An 18,318-nucleotide genomic window follows, 5' to 3' on the forward strand; every position below is an offset into this window, starting at 1 on the left:
TGCACTTACCGATGGACAAGTCGGACATATTTTCTCGATAAGCGCAAGATCGTCGCGGGGAGTCGGCGTCGCGGAATCGGCGTCGCGGGGAGTCGGCGTCGCGGAGCCAGCGGCGGTCAGCGGGCGGCGAGAGGCTGCATGGCGGGGGTCACCGGGGCCGGCAGGTCCCCCACCCCGCCGAGGTACGAGTGGATCGCGGCCGCCGCCGCCCGCCCCTCGGCGATCGCCCACACGATCAGCGATGCGCCCCGGTGCATGTCCCCGGCGACGAAGACGCCCTTGGTCGCGGTCTGCCACTGCCCGTCGGAGTCGACCGCGCCCCGCCGGTTGCGGACCAGCCGCAACTGCTCCAGCAGCGGCTGCTCCTCGGTGCCCTCGAAGCCGATCGCCAGCAGCACCAGGTCCGCCGGCAGCTCCCGCTCCGACCCCGGGACCACCGTCAGGATCCGCTCACCGTCGACCTTCGTGACCGTCACCTCGGCGATACGCACCGCCTTCACCGCGCCGGTGCCGTCGTCGACGAACTCCTGTACGGCGACGGCGAACACCCGCTCGCCGCCCTCCTCGTGCGCCGGGTACTCGCGCAGCAGCCACGGCCAGGTCGGCCACGGGTCGCGGGCCTCGTCGCGGGCGCTCGGCGGCTGCGGGTACAGGTCCAGCTGGTAGACCCCGGCCGCGCCCTGGCGGTGCGCCACCCCGAGACAGTCGGCGGCGGTGTCACCGCCACCGATGATCACCACATGCTTGCCGGCCGCGTCGACCGCCGGCTGCCCCGCCCCGGCGGCCACCACCCGATTCGACTCGACCAGATGCTCCATCGCCAGGTGCACCCCGCGCAGCGCCCGGCCCGGCGTCGCCGGGGTGTCCCGGCCGGCGAGCGCGCCGCAGGCCAGCAGCACCGCGTCGTGGTCGGCCCGCAGCTGCGCGGCGGTGACGTCGACCCCGACGTTCACCCCGGTCTGGAACTGCACGCCCTCGGCCGCCAACTGGGCCAACCGCAGGTCGATGTGCTGCTTTTCCAACTTGAAGTCGGGGATGCCGTAGCGCAGCAGCCCACCGATCGCGTCGTCACGTTCGAAGACGGTCACCGCGTGCCCGGCCCGGGCCAGCTGCTGCGCGGCGGCCAGCCCGGCCGGGCCGGAGCCGACCACAGCGACCCGCCTACCCGACGGCGCCGGCACCTCCTGCGGAGTGATCAGCCCGGCGTCGACCGCCCGGTTGATGATCTCCACCTCGACCTGCTTGATGGTCACCGGCGCGCCACCGCCAATGCCCAGTACGCAGGCCGCCTCACACGGAGCCGGGCAGAGCCGGCCGGTGAACTCCGGGAAGTTGTTGGTGGCGTGCAGCGACTCGATCGCCGCTGCCCAGCCGCCGGTGCGGACCAGGTCGTTCCAGTCCGGGATGCGGTTGCCCAGCGGGCAGCCGTCGTGGCAGAACGGGATCCCGCAGTCCATGCAGCGGGTCGCCTGCTCGCGGATCAGCTCGTCGGTGGCCGGCGGGTAGACCTCCCGCCAGTCGGAGATCCGCACCGGTACGGGGCGGCGCTGCGGCAGTCGCCGGTCGAACCGCAGGAATCCGGTCGGGTCAGGCACGAGCCACCTCCATGACGGCCTCATCCACGTCACGGCCGGCAGCTTCGGCGGCCCTCATCGCTTCCAACACCCGCTTGTAGTCGCGCGGCACCACGACGGCGAACTCCTCCACCGCCTCCGGCCAGCGCTTGAGCAGTGCCTCGGCCACCGCCGAGTCGGTCTCGGCGAGATGCCGCTCGACCAGTTCCCGCAGCATCGGCTCGGCCTCGGCCGACACCGGCTCCAGGTCCACCAGCTCCCGGTTGACCAGCCGCTCGTCGAGTCGCCACAGGTACGCCGTACCGCCGGACATGCCGGCGGCGAAGTTGCGCCCGGTGGGGCCGAGCACCACGACCGTACCGCCGGTCATGTATTCGCAGCCGTGGTCGCCGACTCCCTCGACGACCGCAGCGGCGCCCGAGTTGCGCACCGCGAACCGTTCGCCGACCCGCCCGCGCAGGAACAGCTCACCGGCGGTGGCCCCGTACAGGATGGTGTTGCCGGCGATGATCTGCTCCTCGGCGCCGGCGCCGCCAGGGGCGGCGAACGGTGCCGCCGCGTCCGGGCGCACGATCAGCCGACCCCCGGACAGGCCCTTGCCGACGTAGTCGTTGGCGTCGCCGTGCAGCCGCAGCGTCACCCCGCGCGGCAGGAAGGCCCCGAACGACTGCCCGGCGGTGCCGGTGAGGGTGAACTCGATGGTGTCGTCGGGCAGCCCGGCCCCACCGACCCGACGGGTCACCTCGCCGCCGAGCATCGCGCCGACGCTGCGGTGCTCGTTGCGCACCGTCACCGACGCCTTGACCGGGGTCCGGTCAGTCAGTGCCGGTGCGGCGAGCGCGATCAGCTCGTTGTCGAGGGCCTTGTCCAGGCCGTGGTCCTGGGCCCGGATGCCGCGCAGCGACGCCCCGGCCGGCAGGGTCGGCACGTGCAGCACCGCCGACAGGTCCAGCCCCTTGGCCTTCCAGTGGTCCACCGCCGGGGCGGTGTCGAGCAGGTCGGCCCGGCCGATCGCCTCGTCGATCGACCGGAACCCCAGCTCGGCGAGGTAGCCACGGACCTCCTCGGCGAGGAACAGGAAGAAGTTCTCCACGAACTCCGGTTTGCCGGTGAAGCGTTCCCGCAGCACCGGGTTCTGGGTGGCGATGCCGACCGGGCAGGTGTCCAGGTGGCAGACCCGCATCATCACGCAGCCCTCGACGATCAGCGGCGCGGTGGCGAAGCCGTACTCCTCGGCGCCGAGCAGCGCCGCGATCAGCACGTCCCGGCCGGTCTTGAGCTGCCCGTCGACCTGGACGGTGACCCGGTCGCGCAGCTTGTTCAGCAGCAGCGTCTGCTGCGCCTCGGCCAGGCCCAGCTCCCACGGGGTGCCGGCGTGCTTGAGCGAGTTCAGCGGCGACGCGCCGGTGCCGCCGTCGTGGCCGGAGATCAGGATGACGTCGGCCTTGAGCTTGGCGACGCCGGCGGCGACGGTGCCGACGCCGATCTCGCTGACCAGTTTGACGTGCACCCGGGCGGCCGGGTTGACGCACTTGAGGTCGTGGACCAGCTGGGCGAGGTCCTCGATCGAGTAGATGTCGTGGTGCGGCGGTGGCGAGATCAGCCCGACGCCGGGGGTGGCGTGGCGGGTCTTGGCGATCCACGGCCACACCTTGTTGCCGGGCAGCTGCCCGCCCTCGCCCGGCTTGGCGCCCTGGGCCATCTTGATCTGCAGGTCGTCGGCGTTGACCAGGTATTCGCTGGTCACGCCGAACCGGCCGGAGGCGATCTGTTTGACCGCCGAACGCCGGGTCGGGTCGTAGAGCCGCTCGACGTCCTCGCCGCCCTCGCCGGTGTTGGACCGCCCGCCGAGGCGGTTCATCGCGATGGCGAGGGTCTCGTGTGCCTCGGCGGAGATCGACCCGTAGCTCATCGCACCGGTGGAGAAGCGCTTGACGATCTCGCTGGCCGGCTCGACCTCGTCGAGCGGGACCGGTTCGCGCACCCCGGTCCGCAGGGTGAACAGTCCGCGCAGCGAGCCGGCCCGTTCGGCCAGTTCGTCAACGGCGGCGGTGTAGCGGCGGAACACGTCGTACTGCCCGGAGCGGGTGGCGTGCTGCAGCAGGAACACCGTCTCCGGGTTGAACAGGTGGATCTCACCTTCGCGCCGCCACTGGTACTCGCCACCGACGTCGAGGCGCCGGTGCGAACGTTCGGCGCTGTTGGCCGGGTAGGCGCGGGCGTGCCGGGCCGCGATCTCGGCGTGGATGCCGGCCAGGCCGACGCCGCCGACCGTGCCGGGGGTGCCGGCGAAGTAGCGCTCGACGACCAGTGGGTCGAGACCGACGGCTTCGAAGACCTGCGCCCCGCAGTACGAGGAGACCGTCGAGATGCCCATCTTCGACATGATCTTCAGGACGCCCTTGCCGAGCGCCTTGACGTAGTTGCGGATCGCGACGGTGGACTCGATGCCGGGCAGCGCGCCGGTGGCGATCAGGTCCTCGACCGATTCGAAGGCCAGGTACGGGTTGACCGCCGCCGCGCCGTAGCCGATCAGCACAGCGGCGTGGTGCACCTCGCGGCAGTCGCCGCTCTCGACGACCAGCGCCACCTGGGTGCGGGTCTGCTCGCGGACCAGGTGCTGGTGCACGGCGGCGGTGAGCAGCAGCGACGGGATCGGGGCCAGGTCGATCGTGGAGTCACGGTCGGAGAGCACGAAGATCCGTACGCCGTCCTCGATCGCCTCGGAGACGTGCCGGCAGATCTGGGTGAGTCGGGCCTTGATGCCCTCGGCGCCGTCGCGCAGCGGGTAGAGCCCGGAGACCCGGACCGCCTTGAAGCCGGGCAGGTCGCCGTCCTCGTCGATCGACAGGATCTTGGCCAGCTCGTCGTTGTCGATCACCGGGTACGGCAGCACGATCTGCCGGCAGGACGCCGGCCCGGGGTCGAGCAGGTTGCCCTCCGGGCCGATGGTCGACTGCAGGCTGGTCACCATCTCCTCCCGGATGGCGTCCAACGGCGGGTTGGTGACCTGGGCGAACAGCTGGTGGAAGTAGTCGAACAGCAGCCGGGGCCGGGTGGACAGCGGCGCGATCGGGGTGTCGGTGCCCATCGACCCGATCGGTTCGATGCCCTTGCGGGCCATCGGCGCGATCAGGATCTTCAGCTCCTCCTCGGTGTAGCCGAAGGTCTGCTGGCGGCGCTGCACCGAGTCGTGGGTGTAGACGGTGTGGTCGCGCTCGGGCAGGTCCCGCAGGTCGATCAGCCCGGCGTGCAGCCAGTCGGCGTACGGCTGGGCCGCGGCCAGCTCGGCCTTGACCTGCTCGTCCTCCACGATGCGCCCGGCGGCGGTGTCGACCAGGAACATCCGCCCGGGGCGCAGCCGGCCCTTGGCGACCACGGTCGCCGGGTCGAGGTCGAGCACCCCGGCCTCGCTGCCGAGCACCACCAGGCCGTCGCTGGTACGCCACCAGCGGCCGGGGCGCAGGCCGTTGCGGTCCAGCACCGCGCCGACGATCTCACCGTCGGTGAAGGCGACCGACGCCGGGCCGTCCCACGGCTCCATCAGGCTGGCGTGGAAGCGGTAGAAGTCACGCTTGGCCGGGTCCATCCCGGGGTCGTTCTCCCACGCCTCCGGGATCATCATCAGCACGGCGTGCGGCAGGCTGCGCCCGGCCAGGTGCAGCAGCTCGAGGACCTCGTCGAAGTTGGCCGAGTCGGACGCCTGCGGGGTGCAGACCGGGAAGAGCCGGCGGATGTTGCCCGGGATGTTCGGCGTGGCCAGCAGCGCCTCGCGGGCGTTCATCCAGTTCTTGTTGCCCCGGATCGTGTTGATCTCGCCGTTGTGCGCGATGAAGCGGTACGGGTGGGCCAGCGGCCACGACGGAAAGGTGTTGGTGGAGAACCGGGAGTGCACCAGGGCGATCGCGCTGGCCACCCGCTCGTCGCGCAGGTCCGGGAAGAACTCCGGCAGCTGGTCGGGGGTGAGCATGCCCTTGTAGACCATGGTCCGGCCGGACAGTGACGGAAAGTACGCCGGCACGCCACGCTCGGCGCTCTCCCGCTCGGCCTGCTTGCGGACGCAGAACGCCACCCGGTCCAGGTCCAGCCCGGTCAACGGGGTGCCGGCCGGGCCGGCGGGCGCGTCGGTGAGCCGGTGCGCGGCGAGGAAGAGCTGGCTGATCCGGGGGCGGGCGGCGTCGGCGGTCTCACCGAGCCCGTCCGGCTGCACCGGCACGTCCCGCCAGCCGAGCACGTCGGCGCCTTCGACCAGGGCGTACTTCTCGACGATGCGCCGGACCCGGGCTTCGTCGGCCGGGTCGGTCGGCAGGAAGACCAGGCCGGTGGCGTACTGGCCGGCCGGCGGAAGCGCGAAGTCGACGACGGCCCGCAGGAACTCGTCGGGGACCTGGATCATGATGCCGGCGCCGTCGCCGGTGTTCTGCTCCGCGCCCCGGGCCCCCCGGTGGTCCAGCCGGCACAGCGCGGCCAGGCCCTTGGCCACCACGTCGTGCGAGCGGCGACCGTTGAGGTCGGCCACGAAGGCGACACCGCACGCGTCGTGTTCGCGGGCCGGGTCGTAGAGACCCTGCGCCGGCGGCGGGGCGGCCTGCGGCCGGGACGCCTGCGGCGGGCAAGGGTGCGGTCCCTGCGGGTACGGAAGAACCACCGGGCCTCCTGTCGTCACTCGCGCATGAACAGATTCGGGACGACGTCGGCCCTGGAGAGTTTATTGAGTCTACGTGAGGGGCCACCGGACATCACCAGTGCGAATTGATCACACGTCCACAGTATGGGACGTGTAGTCTCACAAGGTGGCCAACCAGGAAGACCGACTCCTCGATCGGCTGGACCGGTTCTGCGATGCCGTACCGCGTGCCGCCGCCCGCCCCGAAGAGCTGGGCGATTATGTACTTTTCGTGCGGCGGGAGGAAGGCGGGTGGCCGTTCTACGCTCGCCCCCGCCGGGGTGCCGCCGCCCCGCCGGCCGCCGCCGACATCACCACCGTACGCGCTCGACAGCGCGAACTGGGGCTTCCCGAGTCGTTCGAATGGATCCACGAGATCCGGCCCGACCTGCTCGCCGTGGCCCGCGCCGCCGGCCTGGGGGTCCACCAGGCACCGCTGATGGTGCTCGACCCGGCGGCCCTGCCCGCCGACTCCCCTGCCGACTCCCCTGCCGACCCGCCGGCCGTACGGCTGCTCGATCCGGATTCGCCCGGTTTCGAGACCGACCTGGCGGCCTGGTTCGCGGTCGCCCAGGCCGCCTTCAACCCCGTTTCGACCGCCGACGGACCGCTGCCGACCACGAGTGCAGATGCCCCCGAGATTGTTACAGTGACATTTCCCACTGTCGATAGTGGTGATCGGGCACCGGGTACGGAATGGCCGACAACCGGCGCGACGGCCGCTGTGCTCGCCACCGCCGCCAACGGCCCGGATGCCGCGTCAGCCGCAGCGCAGGCACCTGCCACGGAGGCCACGCAGACCGCAGCGGCCACTCACACCACGACAGCCACCGACCTGCTGCCGGCGACGCTGGTCCGCCACGAAGGTGACGCGATCCGCTCCGGCATCCACCGGATCGCGCTGGCCACCCTGCCTGGGCGGACCGACCCGGTCGCGGTCGGCTCGGTCAACCGGGTCGACGACGTGGCCGAGATCGTCGGGGTCGGCACCCTGCCGGCGGCCCGCCGGCAGGGCCTCGCCTCCGCCGTCACCGTCACCCTGGCCCGGCAGGCCCTCGCCGACGGCGTCGACCTGGTCTTCCTGGCAGCCGGCAGCGACGACGTCGCGATGCTCTACCACCGGCTCGGGTTCCGCCGCGTCGGCACCGCCTGCATCGCCAGCCCGACAGCCACCGTCTGAGCCGACAGCCAGAGGTCGGGGCGGCCGGGACCGGCTCCACCGGTCACGACGGTGGCGGACTCCACCGGTCGGCGGTGGCCGCGACGCTGCCCAGCAGCCGGGGGCTGATCGTGCCGAGCGTGGCGTCGCGGGCCCGCAGCGCCAACCGGCCCCGGGCCTGCAACACCGCCGCCATCCGCCGGCTCTGCCGCACCATCGCCACCGTCCGGGGCCGCCGCAGCCTGCTGTACGCGGCCACCGCGTCGGCCAACCGCGGGCCCGGCACCGCGTCCCGGACCACCGCGCAGAGCGTCGCCGCGTCCTCGAACGCCAGGCAGGCACCCTGACCGAGATGGTGCGACATGGCATGCGCCGCGTCGCCGAGCAGGACCACGCCGCCCGGACCGGTCGGGAACCCGTACGACGGAGGCAGTGGCCGCAACTCGCGGACCTCGGCCTGGACCAGGTCCGCCGGTTCGGTCGCGGCGAGCAACTCCCCGACCGGGCTCGGCCAGCCGGCGAACCAGCGGCGCAGCAACGTCAACTGGGTCGCCGGCGGCTCCGGCCGGGACGCGCCGGCCGCCGTCGCCACCCAGTAGATGCCGCCCCGGCTGGAGCCGCCGGCCGAGCCCCGCTCGCCCAGCGACGCCGACACGAACCGGTACCCGGCACCGAGGATCTCCCCCGAGATACGCTCCGGCGGCAACTGCGGCGCCCGGTACCAGGGGACCACCGCCCGCCAGGCGGCGCACCCCGAGCTGACCACCGTACTGGCCGGGGCCAACGCGGGGCGCAGCGTGCTCTGCGCGCCATCCGCCGCGACCACCAGGTCGGCCTCGACCACGCCCCGGCCGGTGGTCACCGCCGGCCGGTCCGTCGAGGCCGGTCGCAGGCCGCGCACCGCCACCCCGGTACGGATCTCCACCTGCTCACCCAGACCGGCGATCAGGGCGTCGTGCAGATCCTCCTGATGGACCACCACCGGGACCCGCTCACCGGCCTGCGGCCGCGGCTGCACCAGCCACTGCCCGTCGGGCCGGCGGACACCGTGGTACGCCAGCCCGGTCGCGATCGCGTCCAGCCCGCCGCCGAGTCCGAGCGCCTGCAACGCGCGGATCCCGTTCGGCCAGAGCACCAGAGCGGTGCCGGCCGACCGGATCCGGTCCTGCCGCTCCAGCAGGGTGACCCGCCACCCCGACCGGGCCAGCGCGCCCGCGACCGCCAGCCCACCGACACCGGCCCCCACCACGACGGCAGTACGCATCCGCCCCGCCTTCCCGGATCGATCGTCAGGCCACCCGATGCGGTGGCCCGGTCAGCGCCCGGACGTGTCCGGCTTGTTCTCCGTGGCGGCCACGGTCTCCGCAGCCACCGCCGGCTCGTCAGCCGGCTCCTCCGCCGCCACCGGCTCCTCCGCCACCGGCTCCTTGGTCGGTGCCGGCTCGGCAGCCGGAACCGGTTCCTCGGCAGCCGGAGCGTCCCCGGCCGGCGCGGTACCGGTACGCAGGTATTCGGCGTACTGCGGCTCGTCGACCACCTGGTAACCGCCGACGGCCTCGGCACCCGCCGGCCTGGCGGAGACATCGACCTGCGACACCCCACCGGTGGCGGCACCGGAGCCCCCGGGCTGCCCCGAGCCGGGCGTGTCCGCTCCGGCCGACCCGCCGGACGTGCCAGCCGTCCCACCAGCGGACAGCGGCGGCAACGGTTCGCCGGCGGCGTCCAGCGGGATCAGGAACTGCTGCGGGCCACGGACCCGGACCAGGTACGCCAACGCGCCGAGGAAGACCAGCAGCGAGGTCCACACGTTCAGCCGGACCCCGAGGATCTCGTTGGCGGTGTCGGTACGCATCATCTCGATCCAGAACCGGCCGGCGGTGTAACCCATCACGTACACCGCGAACGCCCGCCCGGCACCGAGCTTCCAGCGGCGCTCGGCCAGGATCACCAGACCGGCGACACCGACGTTCCAGAGCGCCTCGTACAGGAACGTCGGGTGGTACAGCCCCGGCTCCAGCACCGGGTTGCCCTCCGGATCCCGCAGGGCCTGGCCCGGATTGGCCCGGTCCATCTGGTGCACCTGCAGCCCCCACGGCAACGTGGTCGGGCCGCCGTACAGCTCGTTGTTGAACCAGTTGCCGAATCTCCCGACCGCCTGGGCCAGCGGCAGCCCCGGGGCCAGCGCGTCGGCGACCACGGTCAGCGGGATACCGAGCTGGCGGGCGGCGAGCCAGGCACCCACCGCGCCACCGGCGACCGCGCCCCAGATGCCGAGCCCGCCCTGCCAGATGTAGAGGGCCTCGATCGGGTTGCCGCCGGCGCCGAAGTACTCCTGCGGCGAGCTGACGACGTGGTAGAGCCGGGCACCGATGATGCCGGCCGGCACCGCCCAGATGGCGATGTCCAGCACCGCCCAGGGTCGGGCCCCGCGCTGGCGGAGGCGGTACTCGGTGACCACGCAGGCCACGACGATGCCGGCGACGATGCAGAGCGCGTACGCCCGGATGGGTATCGGACCAAGCTGCCAGACCGCAGTGGCCGGGCTGGGGATAGCGGCGAGAGTCACGGATGCACACGCTACCGTCGCGACCCGTCGACCCGGCACCCCGGTCAGGGTGGGAAAACCGCGTGTCTCGCTCCGGCACCGCTGGCCGGGTCGATGGATGACGGCCCGGGTCAGCGGCTGACTGCCCGGCGGGTCAGCGGCTGACGGCCCGGACCCCGGCGGCGAGCTCGCCACTGAGCTGACGCAGGGCGGCCAGCCCGGAAGCCAGGTCGGGGGCGTCGAGCAGGCAGCGGATCAACGCGCTGCCGACGATCACCCCGTCGGCGAAGGAGCCGACCTGCGCCGCCTGGGCGCCGTTGCCGACCCCGAGGCCGACCCCGACCGGCAGGTCGGTGACCGCGCGCAGCCGGCGGACCAGCGTCGGCGCCGCGTCGGAGGACTGCTCCCGGGCGCCGGTGACCCCCATCAGGGCGGTGGCGTAGACGAAGCCCCGGCAGTGCCGGACCGTCATCGCCAACCGCTCGTCGGTCGACGACGGTGAGACCAGGAAGGTCCGGTCCAGGCCGTACGTGTCCGACGCCGCCAGCCAGTCGTCGGCCTCGTCCGGGATCAGGTCCGGGGTGATCAGGCCGGTCCCGCCGGCGGCGGCCAGGTCTCGAGCGAACGTGTCGACCCCGTACCGCTCGATCGGGTTCCAGTAGGTCATCGTGACCACCGGGGCACCGGTGGCGGCGACCGCCTCGATGATCCGCAGGGCATCGGCGATGCGCACCCCACCGGCCAGCGCGATGTCGCTGGCCCGCTGGATCACCGGGCCGTCCATCACCGGATCGGAGTACGGCAGCTCGACCTCGATGACGTCGACCCCGGCGTCGACCATCGCCCGCATCGCCGTGATGCTGTCGTCGACCGTCGGGAAGCCGGCCGGCATGCAGCCGACCAGGACCGCCCGGCCCTCGGCGCGGGCCTTGTCGAACGCGACCGTGATGCTCATCAGTCCTGCCCGTCGAGGATGCCGAAGTACGCCCCGGCGGTGTGTACGTCCTTGTCTCCCCGGCCGGAGAGGTTGACCACGATCGTCGGGGTCCGGCCCAGCTCGGCCGTCAACTCGGGGACGATCTTGATCATGCCGGCGAGGGCGTGCGCGCTCTCGATCGCCGGGATGATCCCCTCGGTGCGGCAGAGCAGCTGGAACGCCTCCATCGCCTCGGCGTCGGTGACCGGCCGGTAGTGCGCCCGGCCGGTGTCGTGCAGCCAGGCGTGCTCCGGGCCGACCGCCGGGTAGTCCAGCCCGGCCGAGATGGAGTGCGAGTCCAGGGTCTGCCCGTCGGCGTCCTGCAGCAGGTAGGTACGGGCGCCGTGCAGCACCCCGGAGGAGCCACCGGTGATGCTGGCCGCGTGCCGGCCGGTGGCCACCCCGTCGCCGCCGGCTTCGAACCCGTACAGCCGGACCTGCTCGTCGCCGACGAAGGCGTGGAAGATGCCGATCGCGTTGGATCCGCCGCCGACGCAGGCGGCCACCGCGTCCGGCAGGGCCCCGAGGGTCTCCAGACACTGCGCGCGGGCCTCGTCGCCGATGCCGCGTACGAAGTCGCGCACCATCGCCGGGAACGGGTGGGGCCCGGCGGCGGTGCCGATCAGATAGTGGGTGTGGTCGACGCTGGCCACCCAGTCGCGCAGCGCCTCGTTGAGCGCGTCCTTGAGGGTGCGCGAGCCGTTGGTGACCGGCACCACGGTCGCCCCGAGCATCCGCATCCGGGCGACGTTGAGCGCCTGCCGTTCGGTGTCGACCTCGCCCATGTAGACCACGCACTCGAGGTCGAGCAGGGCGGCGGCGGTGGCGCTGGCCACCCCGTGCTGCCCGGCGCCGGTCTCGGCGATGATCCGGGGCTTGCCCATCCGCCGGGTCAGCAGCGCCTGGCCGAGCACGTTGCGCACCTTGTGCGCGCCGGTGTGGTTGAGGTCCTCGCGCTTGAGCAGGACCGTCGCGCCGACCTGGGCGGAGAGCCGTTCGGCCCGGTACAGCAGCGACGGGGTGCCGGCATAGTCGCGCAGCAGCCGGGCGAAGTCGGCCCGGAACCCGTCGTCGGCCATCGCCTGCCGGTAGGCGACGTCGAGCTCGTCGAGGGCGGCGATCAGCGCCTCCGGGACGAACCGGCCGCCGTAGCGGCCGAAGTGACCCGTCCCGTCGGGCAGCTCGCCCGGGTGGGCACCGGCGGCGGTGCCGGCCGGGGCGCTCACCGGACCGGCCGTGGGGTCGCCGGGTGGTTGCCCGCGTTGACCAGCTCCGCGACCGCGTCCCGGGGGCTCTTCTGGGTGACCAGGCCCTCGCCGACCAGGACGGCGTCGGCGCCGGCCGACGCGTACCTGATCAGGTCGTGCGGCCCCCGCACCCCCGATTCGGCGATCTTGACGACGCTGTTGGGCAGCCCGGGGGCGATCCGTTCGAAGACCGACCGGTCGACCTCCAGGGTGCGCAGGTCCCGGGCGTTGACCCCGATGACCTGGGCACCGGCCTCCAGGGCCCGATCGGCCTCCTCCTCGGTGTGCACCTCGACCAGCGCGGTCATGCCCAGCGACTCGATCCGCTCCAGCAGACCGACCAGGACGTTCTGCTCCAACGCGACGACCATCAGCAGCACCAGGTCGGCACCGTGCGCACGGGCCTCGTGCACCTGGTAGCTGGAGACGATGAAGTCCTTGCGCAGCACCGGCACGTCCACCGCGGCCCGCACGGCGGTCAGGTCGTCCAGCGAGCCACCGAACCACCGGCCCTCGGTGAGCACGCTGATGCAGCGGGCACCGCCGGCGGCGTACTCGGTCGCCAGGTCCGCCGGATCCGGGATGTCGGCCAGCGCGCCCTTCGACGGCGACGACCGCTTGACCTCGGCGATCACCCCGACCCCGGGCTTACGCAGCGCGGCGCACGCGTCGATCGGCGGCGGTGCCGCGGCGGCGAGCTCACGGATCCGGCTCAGCGGCACCAGCTCCTCGCGACGCTTCAGGTCGGCCCGGACGCCAGCAAGGATCTCATCGAGAACGCTGAGTGCCGGCGCCGCCGGTCCCGCGCTGTCTTCCTGGTCAGCAGTCACCAACGGACTCCCCTCTCCGGGTGTCATGCGCCCGATGCTAGGCGGCGGCGCAGGGTAACCAGAGCCGGGGGTATGGCGCGCCTCACGAATTGGACTGGGGCATAATGTCCAACCTTTTGTGTCAACGGCATCACCCACCGTACTCAAGTGCCGACCCGACGGACCCATGCCTGCGGAATCTCCGCGATTCCATCGACATTGATCTTAGCCTGCCGGACGGTGGGGGCGCGCTGTGGCACAGATCAACACCGGCGGTACGGACGACACCGGTGCACCGGGGCGATAGTTGACACAGGCGTCACCGCCGACAGTTGACCTGCGGGTCACCGTCGCGAAACAGGCCCCGGTCAGCATGGAGTTCGGGCAGACTGGTCGGCGGTAGCCGCCGGCCGTGCAACCACCCTGGGGGGCACCATGAGCACCGCGCCACGCGACACGACCGTCGACCTGATCGCCATCCCCCGCGCCGTCGTCGCCCTGGCCGCCGAGGTCGCGCACTCGGTCGAACGCGCCGTGGTGGGCGACCACCGGGTGCGTACCGCGCAGGGCAACGCCTGGGAGGCGATCTGCGCCGACCGGGCCCGCGCCCACCAGCGTGACGAGATCCGCCGGCTGGTCGCGACGCTGGCGAGCAGCCGGCCGGTCGAGACGCAGACCGCCGACGCCCGCCGGGAGACCAGGCCGACCACCACCCGACGGGAGACCGGCGCGGCGGCGTGACGGGCTAACGCGGCCCGTCGTCGACGGTCGGATCCTCACCCCGGTCGAGCGCGGCCCAGGTGTCGAGCGTCGACCTCGGTGCCGACGTCGCCCGGCGGTCGGCCGCCGGGCGGGTCGACGTCGCCCCAGGTGCCGTCGTCCCGGGCGCCGTCCGCTCGTACCGGGCCCCCATCGCCGGCCAGCCACCCGACCGCAGGACCGTCACCAGCCCACCGGCGGTCGACAGCAGCGCCCCCGCCATCGCCAGGGCCGGCCAGTGCGGCGCGGTCGACGCCGTTTCCGCCGCCGCCCGACCCACCGGGGTCACCCCGACCAGCACCGCCGCCGCGCCCGCCAGCACCGCCACACCGACGACGGCGAGCAACGCCCCGATCAGCCGCCTGACCAGTCCCCGGCTGGCCAGCACCGCCCCCGCGCCGGCCAGCCCGACCAGGGCCAGCGCCGGTAACCACGGCAGTACGTCGGCCCCGGTGCGTACCACCTCCACGGCAGGCAGCGGCTCCGGCCGTACCGTCACCTCCACCCCCCACGCCTGCCGGGCGGCGTACCAGGTCAGGCCGGCGCCGACCAGGCAGGCACCGACGGCACCGGCCAGCTCCCGACGGACGCCGGGCGCCCGCGAGCCGGCCCCGCCGGCGGCCGTCGGGCCCGGTGCGCCCGCGGCAGGTCCGATGCCGTCCGGCCCGTTGCCGGTCACCGGGCCGGGCGCAGGGTCTCGGCGGCGGCGATCGCGACCAGCACCGCCGCAGCCTTGCTCTGGGTCTCCCGCTCCTCGGCGGCCGGATCGGAGTCGGCCACGATCCCCGCGCCCGCCTGCACGTAGGCGCGACCGCCCCGGATCACCGCGGTCCGGATCGCGATCGCCATGTCGAGGTCGCCGCCGAAGCCGAAGTAGCCGACGGTGCCGCCGTAGATGCCCCGGCGGGTCGGCTCCAGCTCCTCGATGATCTCCATCGCCCGTACCTTCGGCGCACCGGACAGGGTTCCGGCCGGGAAGCTCGCCGCCAGCGCGTCGAACGCGGTACGGTCCGCGCGCAGCTCGCCCACCACCGTCGACACGATGTGCATGACATGGCTGTACCGCTCGACCGTGGCGAACTCCGGCACCTCCACGGTGCCGGGCCGGCAGACCCGGCCCAGGTCGTTACGGCCCAGGTCGACGAGCATGACGTGTTCGGCCCGTTCCTTCGGGTCGGCCAGCAGCTCGGCGGCGAGCGCCGCGTCCTCCTCCGGGGTCGCCCCCCGCCGCCGGGTGCCGGCGATCGGGTGCAGCAACGCGCGCCGGGTGCCCTCCTCGGTGACGGTCACCTTCAGATGCGCCTCCGGCGACGACCCGACCACGTCGAAGTCGTCGAACCGCAGCAGGTACATGTAGGGGCTCGGGTTGGTGGCCCGCAGCACCCGGTAGACGTCCAACGGGTCGGCGGTGGTGTCCCGCTCGAACCGCTGCGCCAGCACGATCTGGAAGCACTCGCCGGCCCGGATCGCCTCCTTGGCCTGCTCGACCGCCTTCGGGTACTCCCCCGGTGCGGTACGGCTGCGAACCGCGCCCGCGTCGGCCGGAGTGTCGATCATGGACACCATCGGCGGGTTGGGCCGCGACAGCGCGGTGGTCATCGCGTCCAGCCGGCCGATCGCGTGGTGGTAGGCGGCGGCGACCGTGGCGGGATCGGCGGACTCCGGCAGTACCGCGTTGGCGACCAGGATCGCCGTACCGTCGTAGTGGTCGAGTACCACCAGGTCGGTGGCGAGCAGCAGACCGAACTCGGGCAGTCCCAGCTCGTCGGCGGTCAGCTCGGGCAGCCGCTCCAGCCGGCGCACGAAGTCGTAACTCAGGTAGCCGACCAGGCCACCGGTCAGCGGCGGCAGCCCGGCGGTGGCATCGGGCACTGGTGGCGGGCCGGTCAGCGCGGCGACCGTCGACCGCAGCACGTCCACCGGGTCGCCGCCGCCGGGCAGCCCGTCCGGTGGGTCGCCGAGCCAACGGGCGACACCGCCGGACTCGGTCAACGTCGCCGCGCTGCGCACCCCGACGAACGAGTAGCGCGACCAGGCGGTGCCGGCCGACCCGGCGCCCTGTTCGGCGGACTCCAGCAGGAAGGTCCCCGGCCCACCGGCGAGTTTGCGGTACACCCCGACCGGGGTCTCGCCGTCGGCCAACAGCCGACGGGTGACCGGCACCACCCGGCGTTGCCGGGCCAGGTTGGCGAAGGTCTGCGCGTCCGGGCTGACCGTTCCGGTCGTCATCGGCCCCCCTCGGTGGCGGTGATCGTGCCGGTCACCGGCAGTTCGTCGAAGAAGCAGTTCGGTGCACCGGTGTGGCAGGCGGCACCGACCTGCTCCACGGCGACCAGGACGGCGTCACCGTCGCAGTCCAGCCGCACCGACCGCACGTACTGGTGGTGCCCGGAGGTGGCCCCCTTGACCCAGTATTCCTGCCGGCTGCGCGACCAGTAGGTGGCCCGGCCGGTGGTCAGCGTCCGGTGCAGCGCCTCGTCGTCCATCCACGCCATCATCAGCACCTCGCCGGTGCCGTGCCGCTGCACGACGGCGGCGACCAGGCCGTCGGCGGTGCGGCGCAACCGGGCCGCGATGGCGGGATCGAGGGCGGACGCGCGGGCGGGGGCGCCGTCGCCGGGCCGCCGCCGGGCGGCTGCGGGGTCGGCGTGCGGTTCATCGGGTACGGGCACAGTGACCGATTGTCCCGTACGGCCGAACCGGCGTGCTGCCGCGTCCCGTCACCGGTGTCGTAAGCCCGACAGCGGTCGGCCGGATCCGACGGTTCGGGGGCTGTGCCGTCGCGGCCGGAGGGGTACCTTGACGGTGCGCCGCCACGGTCGAGGTCTGCGGGCACGTCCCATGCCCCGCACCGGTTCCGGCACCTGTCGACAGCACCGCGCCCGGGGCCTGCCCGGCGCGGTCGACGTACGTCCGGCCGGGTCCGTCGGCCTCGTCCGGTGCGGCGAGTCGGCGCACCACCCCAGCCACACGCCCGTGCGGGTGACGACCCGGTTGCACCGCCGACCGGGCACCCGCCGACGCGGACGGAGGATTCTCGATGCAGCCCATGGCCACCCCTCAGCCTTCGGGGGCGGTGGAGTCGGGGGACGCCGCCCCCGCCCCCGTTCCCGTGCACGGCAGACCGATCCCGGCACCCCGGCCGATGGCCGCCGGACATGTGATCAACGAAGCGACGACCGAGATGCCGGTGATCGCGCCACCTTCGGCGGACCGGCAGAACCCGAGCCCGCTGCCCCCGATCGCCACGCAGTTGCTCGGTGGCACCCCGACCGACGAACGGGAGTCGGACGAGGTGCCGTCGGCCACCGCCCAGGGGCCGACGGACACCGCACCGGAGTCCCCCGGTCACAAGCCCGCCGACGCGGCGTCAGCGGCGCATGTCGCCGACACGTCCCTGCCGGCGGATACCGATTCACCCGCTGACTCCGACTCCGACGACTCCTCCGACTCTTCCGATGGGCCGGCGGGCGACAACGCGACGGCCACGCAGCCCGAGCCGGCGGCGGAGGCAGAGCCGGCGGGCTCCGCCGACGATGCCGACCCGCACGACGCCGACGACCCGGCCGAGGACGACGACGACCCAGAGGCCGTCACCGCACACGGCGACGCCGGTGACCTCTCCTTCGACGACGACGACCTCGAGGACGAGGACGACGAGGACGAGGAGGACGACGACCTCGAGGATGACGATGACGACGAGGAGGACGACCTCGACGATGACGATGACGACGGGGATGAGGATGACGACGAAGACGAGGAGCCGGCTGACTTGCTGACCTCAGTGGATGACGCGCAGCCGGAAGCGGTGTCGGCGCGGCGGCCGGGCGACGTGTCGTTGCCGCCGATCACGATCTGGACCGAGGCCGCCGCCGACGATCTGCGCGACGAGTGGCACGAGATCAAGGCCCGGTTCGTCGACGAACCGGACGTCGCCCTGGCGCAGGCCCAGGCGCTGGTCGGGCACACCGTCCGGACGCTGGCCGAACGTCTCCTCGCCGAACAGAACGAACTCGACCCGCACCGGCACAGCGAGACGCCGGACACCGAGTCGATGCGGGTGGCGTTGCGCCAGTACCGCGAGTTCCTCGACCGCCTGCTGGCCATCTGACGTGGGTGAGGTTGGCGTGGCGGGGTACCCGCCACGCCCACCTCACCGCTCGTCCACGAGTTTCCGGTAAGCGTCGATCTTGTGGTCGAGGACGGCCAGGTCCTCCTGCAACTGCCCGATCCGGGCGAGGACAAGTGCCCGGTGCCGCTCGAACAGGTCGATGCGTTGCGGCAGCGTGCCGTCGCCCTGCCGGGCGAGTTCGGTGTACCGGCGCATGTCACGCACCGACATCCCGGTGCGCCGCAGTCGGGTCAGCAGGATCAGCCAGCCGATGTCGGTTTCGGTGTAGCGGCGGCGACCCGCCGCGTCCCGCCCGACCGGGGCGACCAGCCCTTCCTGCTCGTACCACCGCAGGGTGTGCGGGCTGAGCCCGACCCGCGCGGCGGCCGCACCGACGGTCAGGGAGCCGCTGGCCGATGTGGTCATGACGCCCAGGGTGACAGGCGGACGCCAGCAGCGCCGCGCACCGGAC

14 protein-coding genes are annotated in these 18,318 nt (G+C 73.0%); 3 read left to right on the forward strand and 11 right to left on the reverse strand.

The window, feature by feature from the left end; all coding sequences use genetic code 11:
- Positions 1-116: 116 nt before the first annotated feature.
- On the reverse strand, positions 117-1,595 hold the full coding sequence (locus tag O7623_RS09135; protein WP_282228178.1) for a glutamate synthase subunit beta: 1,479 nt from the start codon (positions 1,593-1,595) through the stop codon (positions 117-119).
- Positions 1,588-6,222: a glutamate synthase large subunit gene (gene gltB / locus O7623_RS09140; protein ID WP_282228179.1), complete on the reverse strand. Its 4,635-nt coding sequence runs from the start codon at positions 6,220-6,222 to the stop codon at positions 1,588-1,590. Before gltB ends, O7623_RS09135 begins: the two co-directional genes overlap by 8 nt.
- Before the next feature lie 145 nt (positions 6,223-6,367).
- On the opposite strand from gltB, the gene O7623_RS09145 reads away from it, so the two are divergent.
- Positions 6,368-7,420 carry a GNAT family N-acetyltransferase gene (locus tag O7623_RS09145; protein WP_282228180.1) on the forward strand — a complete coding sequence of 351 codons (1,053 nt, stop codon included), beginning with the start codon at positions 6,368-6,370 and terminating at the stop codon, positions 7,418-7,420.
- Positions 7,421-7,463: 43 nt separating this feature from the next.
- Here O7623_RS09145 and O7623_RS09150 read toward each other — a convergent pair whose 3' ends face one another.
- The 5 genes from O7623_RS09150 to trpC form a co-directional block, all read right to left on the reverse strand.
- A complete protein-coding gene (locus tag O7623_RS09150; protein ID WP_282228181.1) occupies positions 7,464-8,663 on the reverse strand; it encodes an NAD(P)/FAD-dependent oxidoreductase in 1,200 nt (399 codons plus the stop codon).
- A gap of 51 nt (positions 8,664-8,714) precedes the next feature.
- The gene (lgt, locus tag O7623_RS09155; RefSeq protein ID WP_282228182.1) at positions 8,715-10,004 is read right to left on the reverse strand and encodes a prolipoprotein diacylglyceryl transferase; all 1,290 of its coding nucleotides are present in this window, start codon (positions 10,002-10,004) and stop codon (positions 8,715-8,717) included.
- A gap of 94 nt (positions 10,005-10,098) precedes the next feature.
- On the reverse strand, positions 10,099-10,902 hold the full coding sequence (trpA, locus tag O7623_RS09160) for a tryptophan synthase subunit alpha (protein WP_282229355.1): 804 nt from the start codon (positions 10,900-10,902) through the stop codon (positions 10,099-10,101).
- Entirely contained in the window at positions 10,899-12,146 is a 1,248-nt protein-coding gene (gene trpB / locus O7623_RS09165; protein WP_282228183.1) for a tryptophan synthase subunit beta, read from the reverse strand. Before trpB ends, trpA begins: the two co-directional genes overlap by 4 nt.
- Positions 12,143-13,024: an indole-3-glycerol phosphate synthase TrpC gene (gene trpC, locus O7623_RS09170; RefSeq protein ID WP_282228184.1), complete on the reverse strand. Its 882-nt coding sequence runs from the start codon at positions 13,022-13,024 to the stop codon at positions 12,143-12,145. The genes trpB and trpC overlap by 4 nt, the downstream gene beginning before the upstream one ends.
- 387 nt (positions 13,025-13,411) lie before the next feature.
- On the opposite strand from trpC, the gene O7623_RS09175 reads away from it, so the two are divergent.
- On the forward strand, positions 13,412-13,717 hold the full coding sequence (locus tag O7623_RS09175; RefSeq protein WP_282228185.1) for a hypothetical protein: 306 nt from the start codon (positions 13,412-13,414) through the stop codon (positions 13,715-13,717).
- A 4-nt stretch (positions 13,718-13,721) separates the two neighbouring features.
- Here the strand turns inward: O7623_RS09175 and O7623_RS09180 are convergent, their stop codons facing one another.
- From O7623_RS09180 to hisI, 3 genes are all read right to left on the reverse strand, one after another.
- Positions 13,722-14,312 carry a Trp biosynthesis-associated membrane protein gene (locus tag O7623_RS09180; protein WP_282229356.1) on the reverse strand — a complete coding sequence of 197 codons (591 nt, stop codon included), beginning with the start codon at positions 14,310-14,312 and terminating at the stop codon, positions 13,722-13,724.
- 98 nt (positions 14,313-14,410) lie between these two features.
- Entirely contained in the window at positions 14,411-15,964 is a 1,554-nt protein-coding gene (locus O7623_RS09185; protein ID WP_282228186.1) for an anthranilate synthase component I, read from the reverse strand.
- Positions 15,961-16,407 carry a phosphoribosyl-AMP cyclohydrolase gene (gene hisI, locus O7623_RS09190; RefSeq protein WP_282228187.1) on the reverse strand — a complete coding sequence of 149 codons (447 nt, stop codon included), beginning with the start codon at positions 16,405-16,407 and terminating at the stop codon, positions 15,961-15,963. The genes O7623_RS09185 and hisI overlap by 4 nt, the downstream gene beginning before the upstream one ends.
- A 368-nt stretch (positions 16,408-16,775) precedes the next feature.
- Here hisI and O7623_RS09195 point away from each other — a divergent pair, with 368 nt between their 5' ends.
- Positions 16,776-17,846 carry a hypothetical protein gene (locus tag O7623_RS09195; protein ID WP_282228188.1) on the forward strand — a complete coding sequence of 357 codons (1,071 nt, stop codon included), beginning with the start codon at positions 16,776-16,778 and terminating at the stop codon, positions 17,844-17,846.
- A gap of 42 nt (positions 17,847-17,888) precedes the next feature.
- Here the strand turns inward: O7623_RS09195 and O7623_RS09200 are convergent, their stop codons facing one another.
- The gene (locus O7623_RS09200) at positions 17,889-18,272 is read right to left on the reverse strand and encodes a MerR family transcriptional regulator (RefSeq protein WP_282228189.1); all 384 of its coding nucleotides are present in this window, start codon (positions 18,270-18,272) and stop codon (positions 17,889-17,891) included.
- Between the last annotated feature and the right edge of the window lie 46 nt (positions 18,273-18,318).

This window comes from Solwaraspora sp. WMMD791, from assembly GCF_029581195.1.
In the GTDB taxonomy this organism is placed as follows: Bacteria; Actinomycetota; Actinomycetes; order Mycobacteriales; family Micromonosporaceae; genus Micromonospora_E.

Excerpts from the sequence above, each read along its gene's own strand:
- O7623_RS09150 (WP_282228181.1), bottom strand. The coding sequence starts at position 8,663 with ATGCGTACTGCCGTCGTGGTGGGGGCCGGTGTCGGTGGGCTGGCGGTC.
- trpC (WP_282228184.1), bottom strand. The coding sequence starts at position 13,024 with ATGACACCCGGAGAGGGGAGTCCGTTGGTGACTGCTGACCAGGAAGAC.
- O7623_RS09175 (WP_282228185.1), top strand. The coding sequence starts at position 13,412 with ATGAGCACCGCGCCACGCGACACGACCGTCGACCTGATCGCCATCCCC.
- O7623_RS09185 (WP_282228186.1), bottom strand. The coding sequence starts at position 15,964 with ATGACGACCGGAACGGTCAGCCCGGACGCGCAGACCTTCGCCAACCTG.
- O7623_RS09195 (WP_282228188.1), top strand. The coding sequence starts at position 16,776 with ATGCAGCCCATGGCCACCCCTCAGCCTTCGGGGGCGGTGGAGTCGGGG.
- O7623_RS09200 (WP_282228189.1), bottom strand. The coding sequence starts at position 18,272 with ATGACCACATCGGCCAGCGGCTCCCTGACCGTCGGTGCGGCCGCCGCG.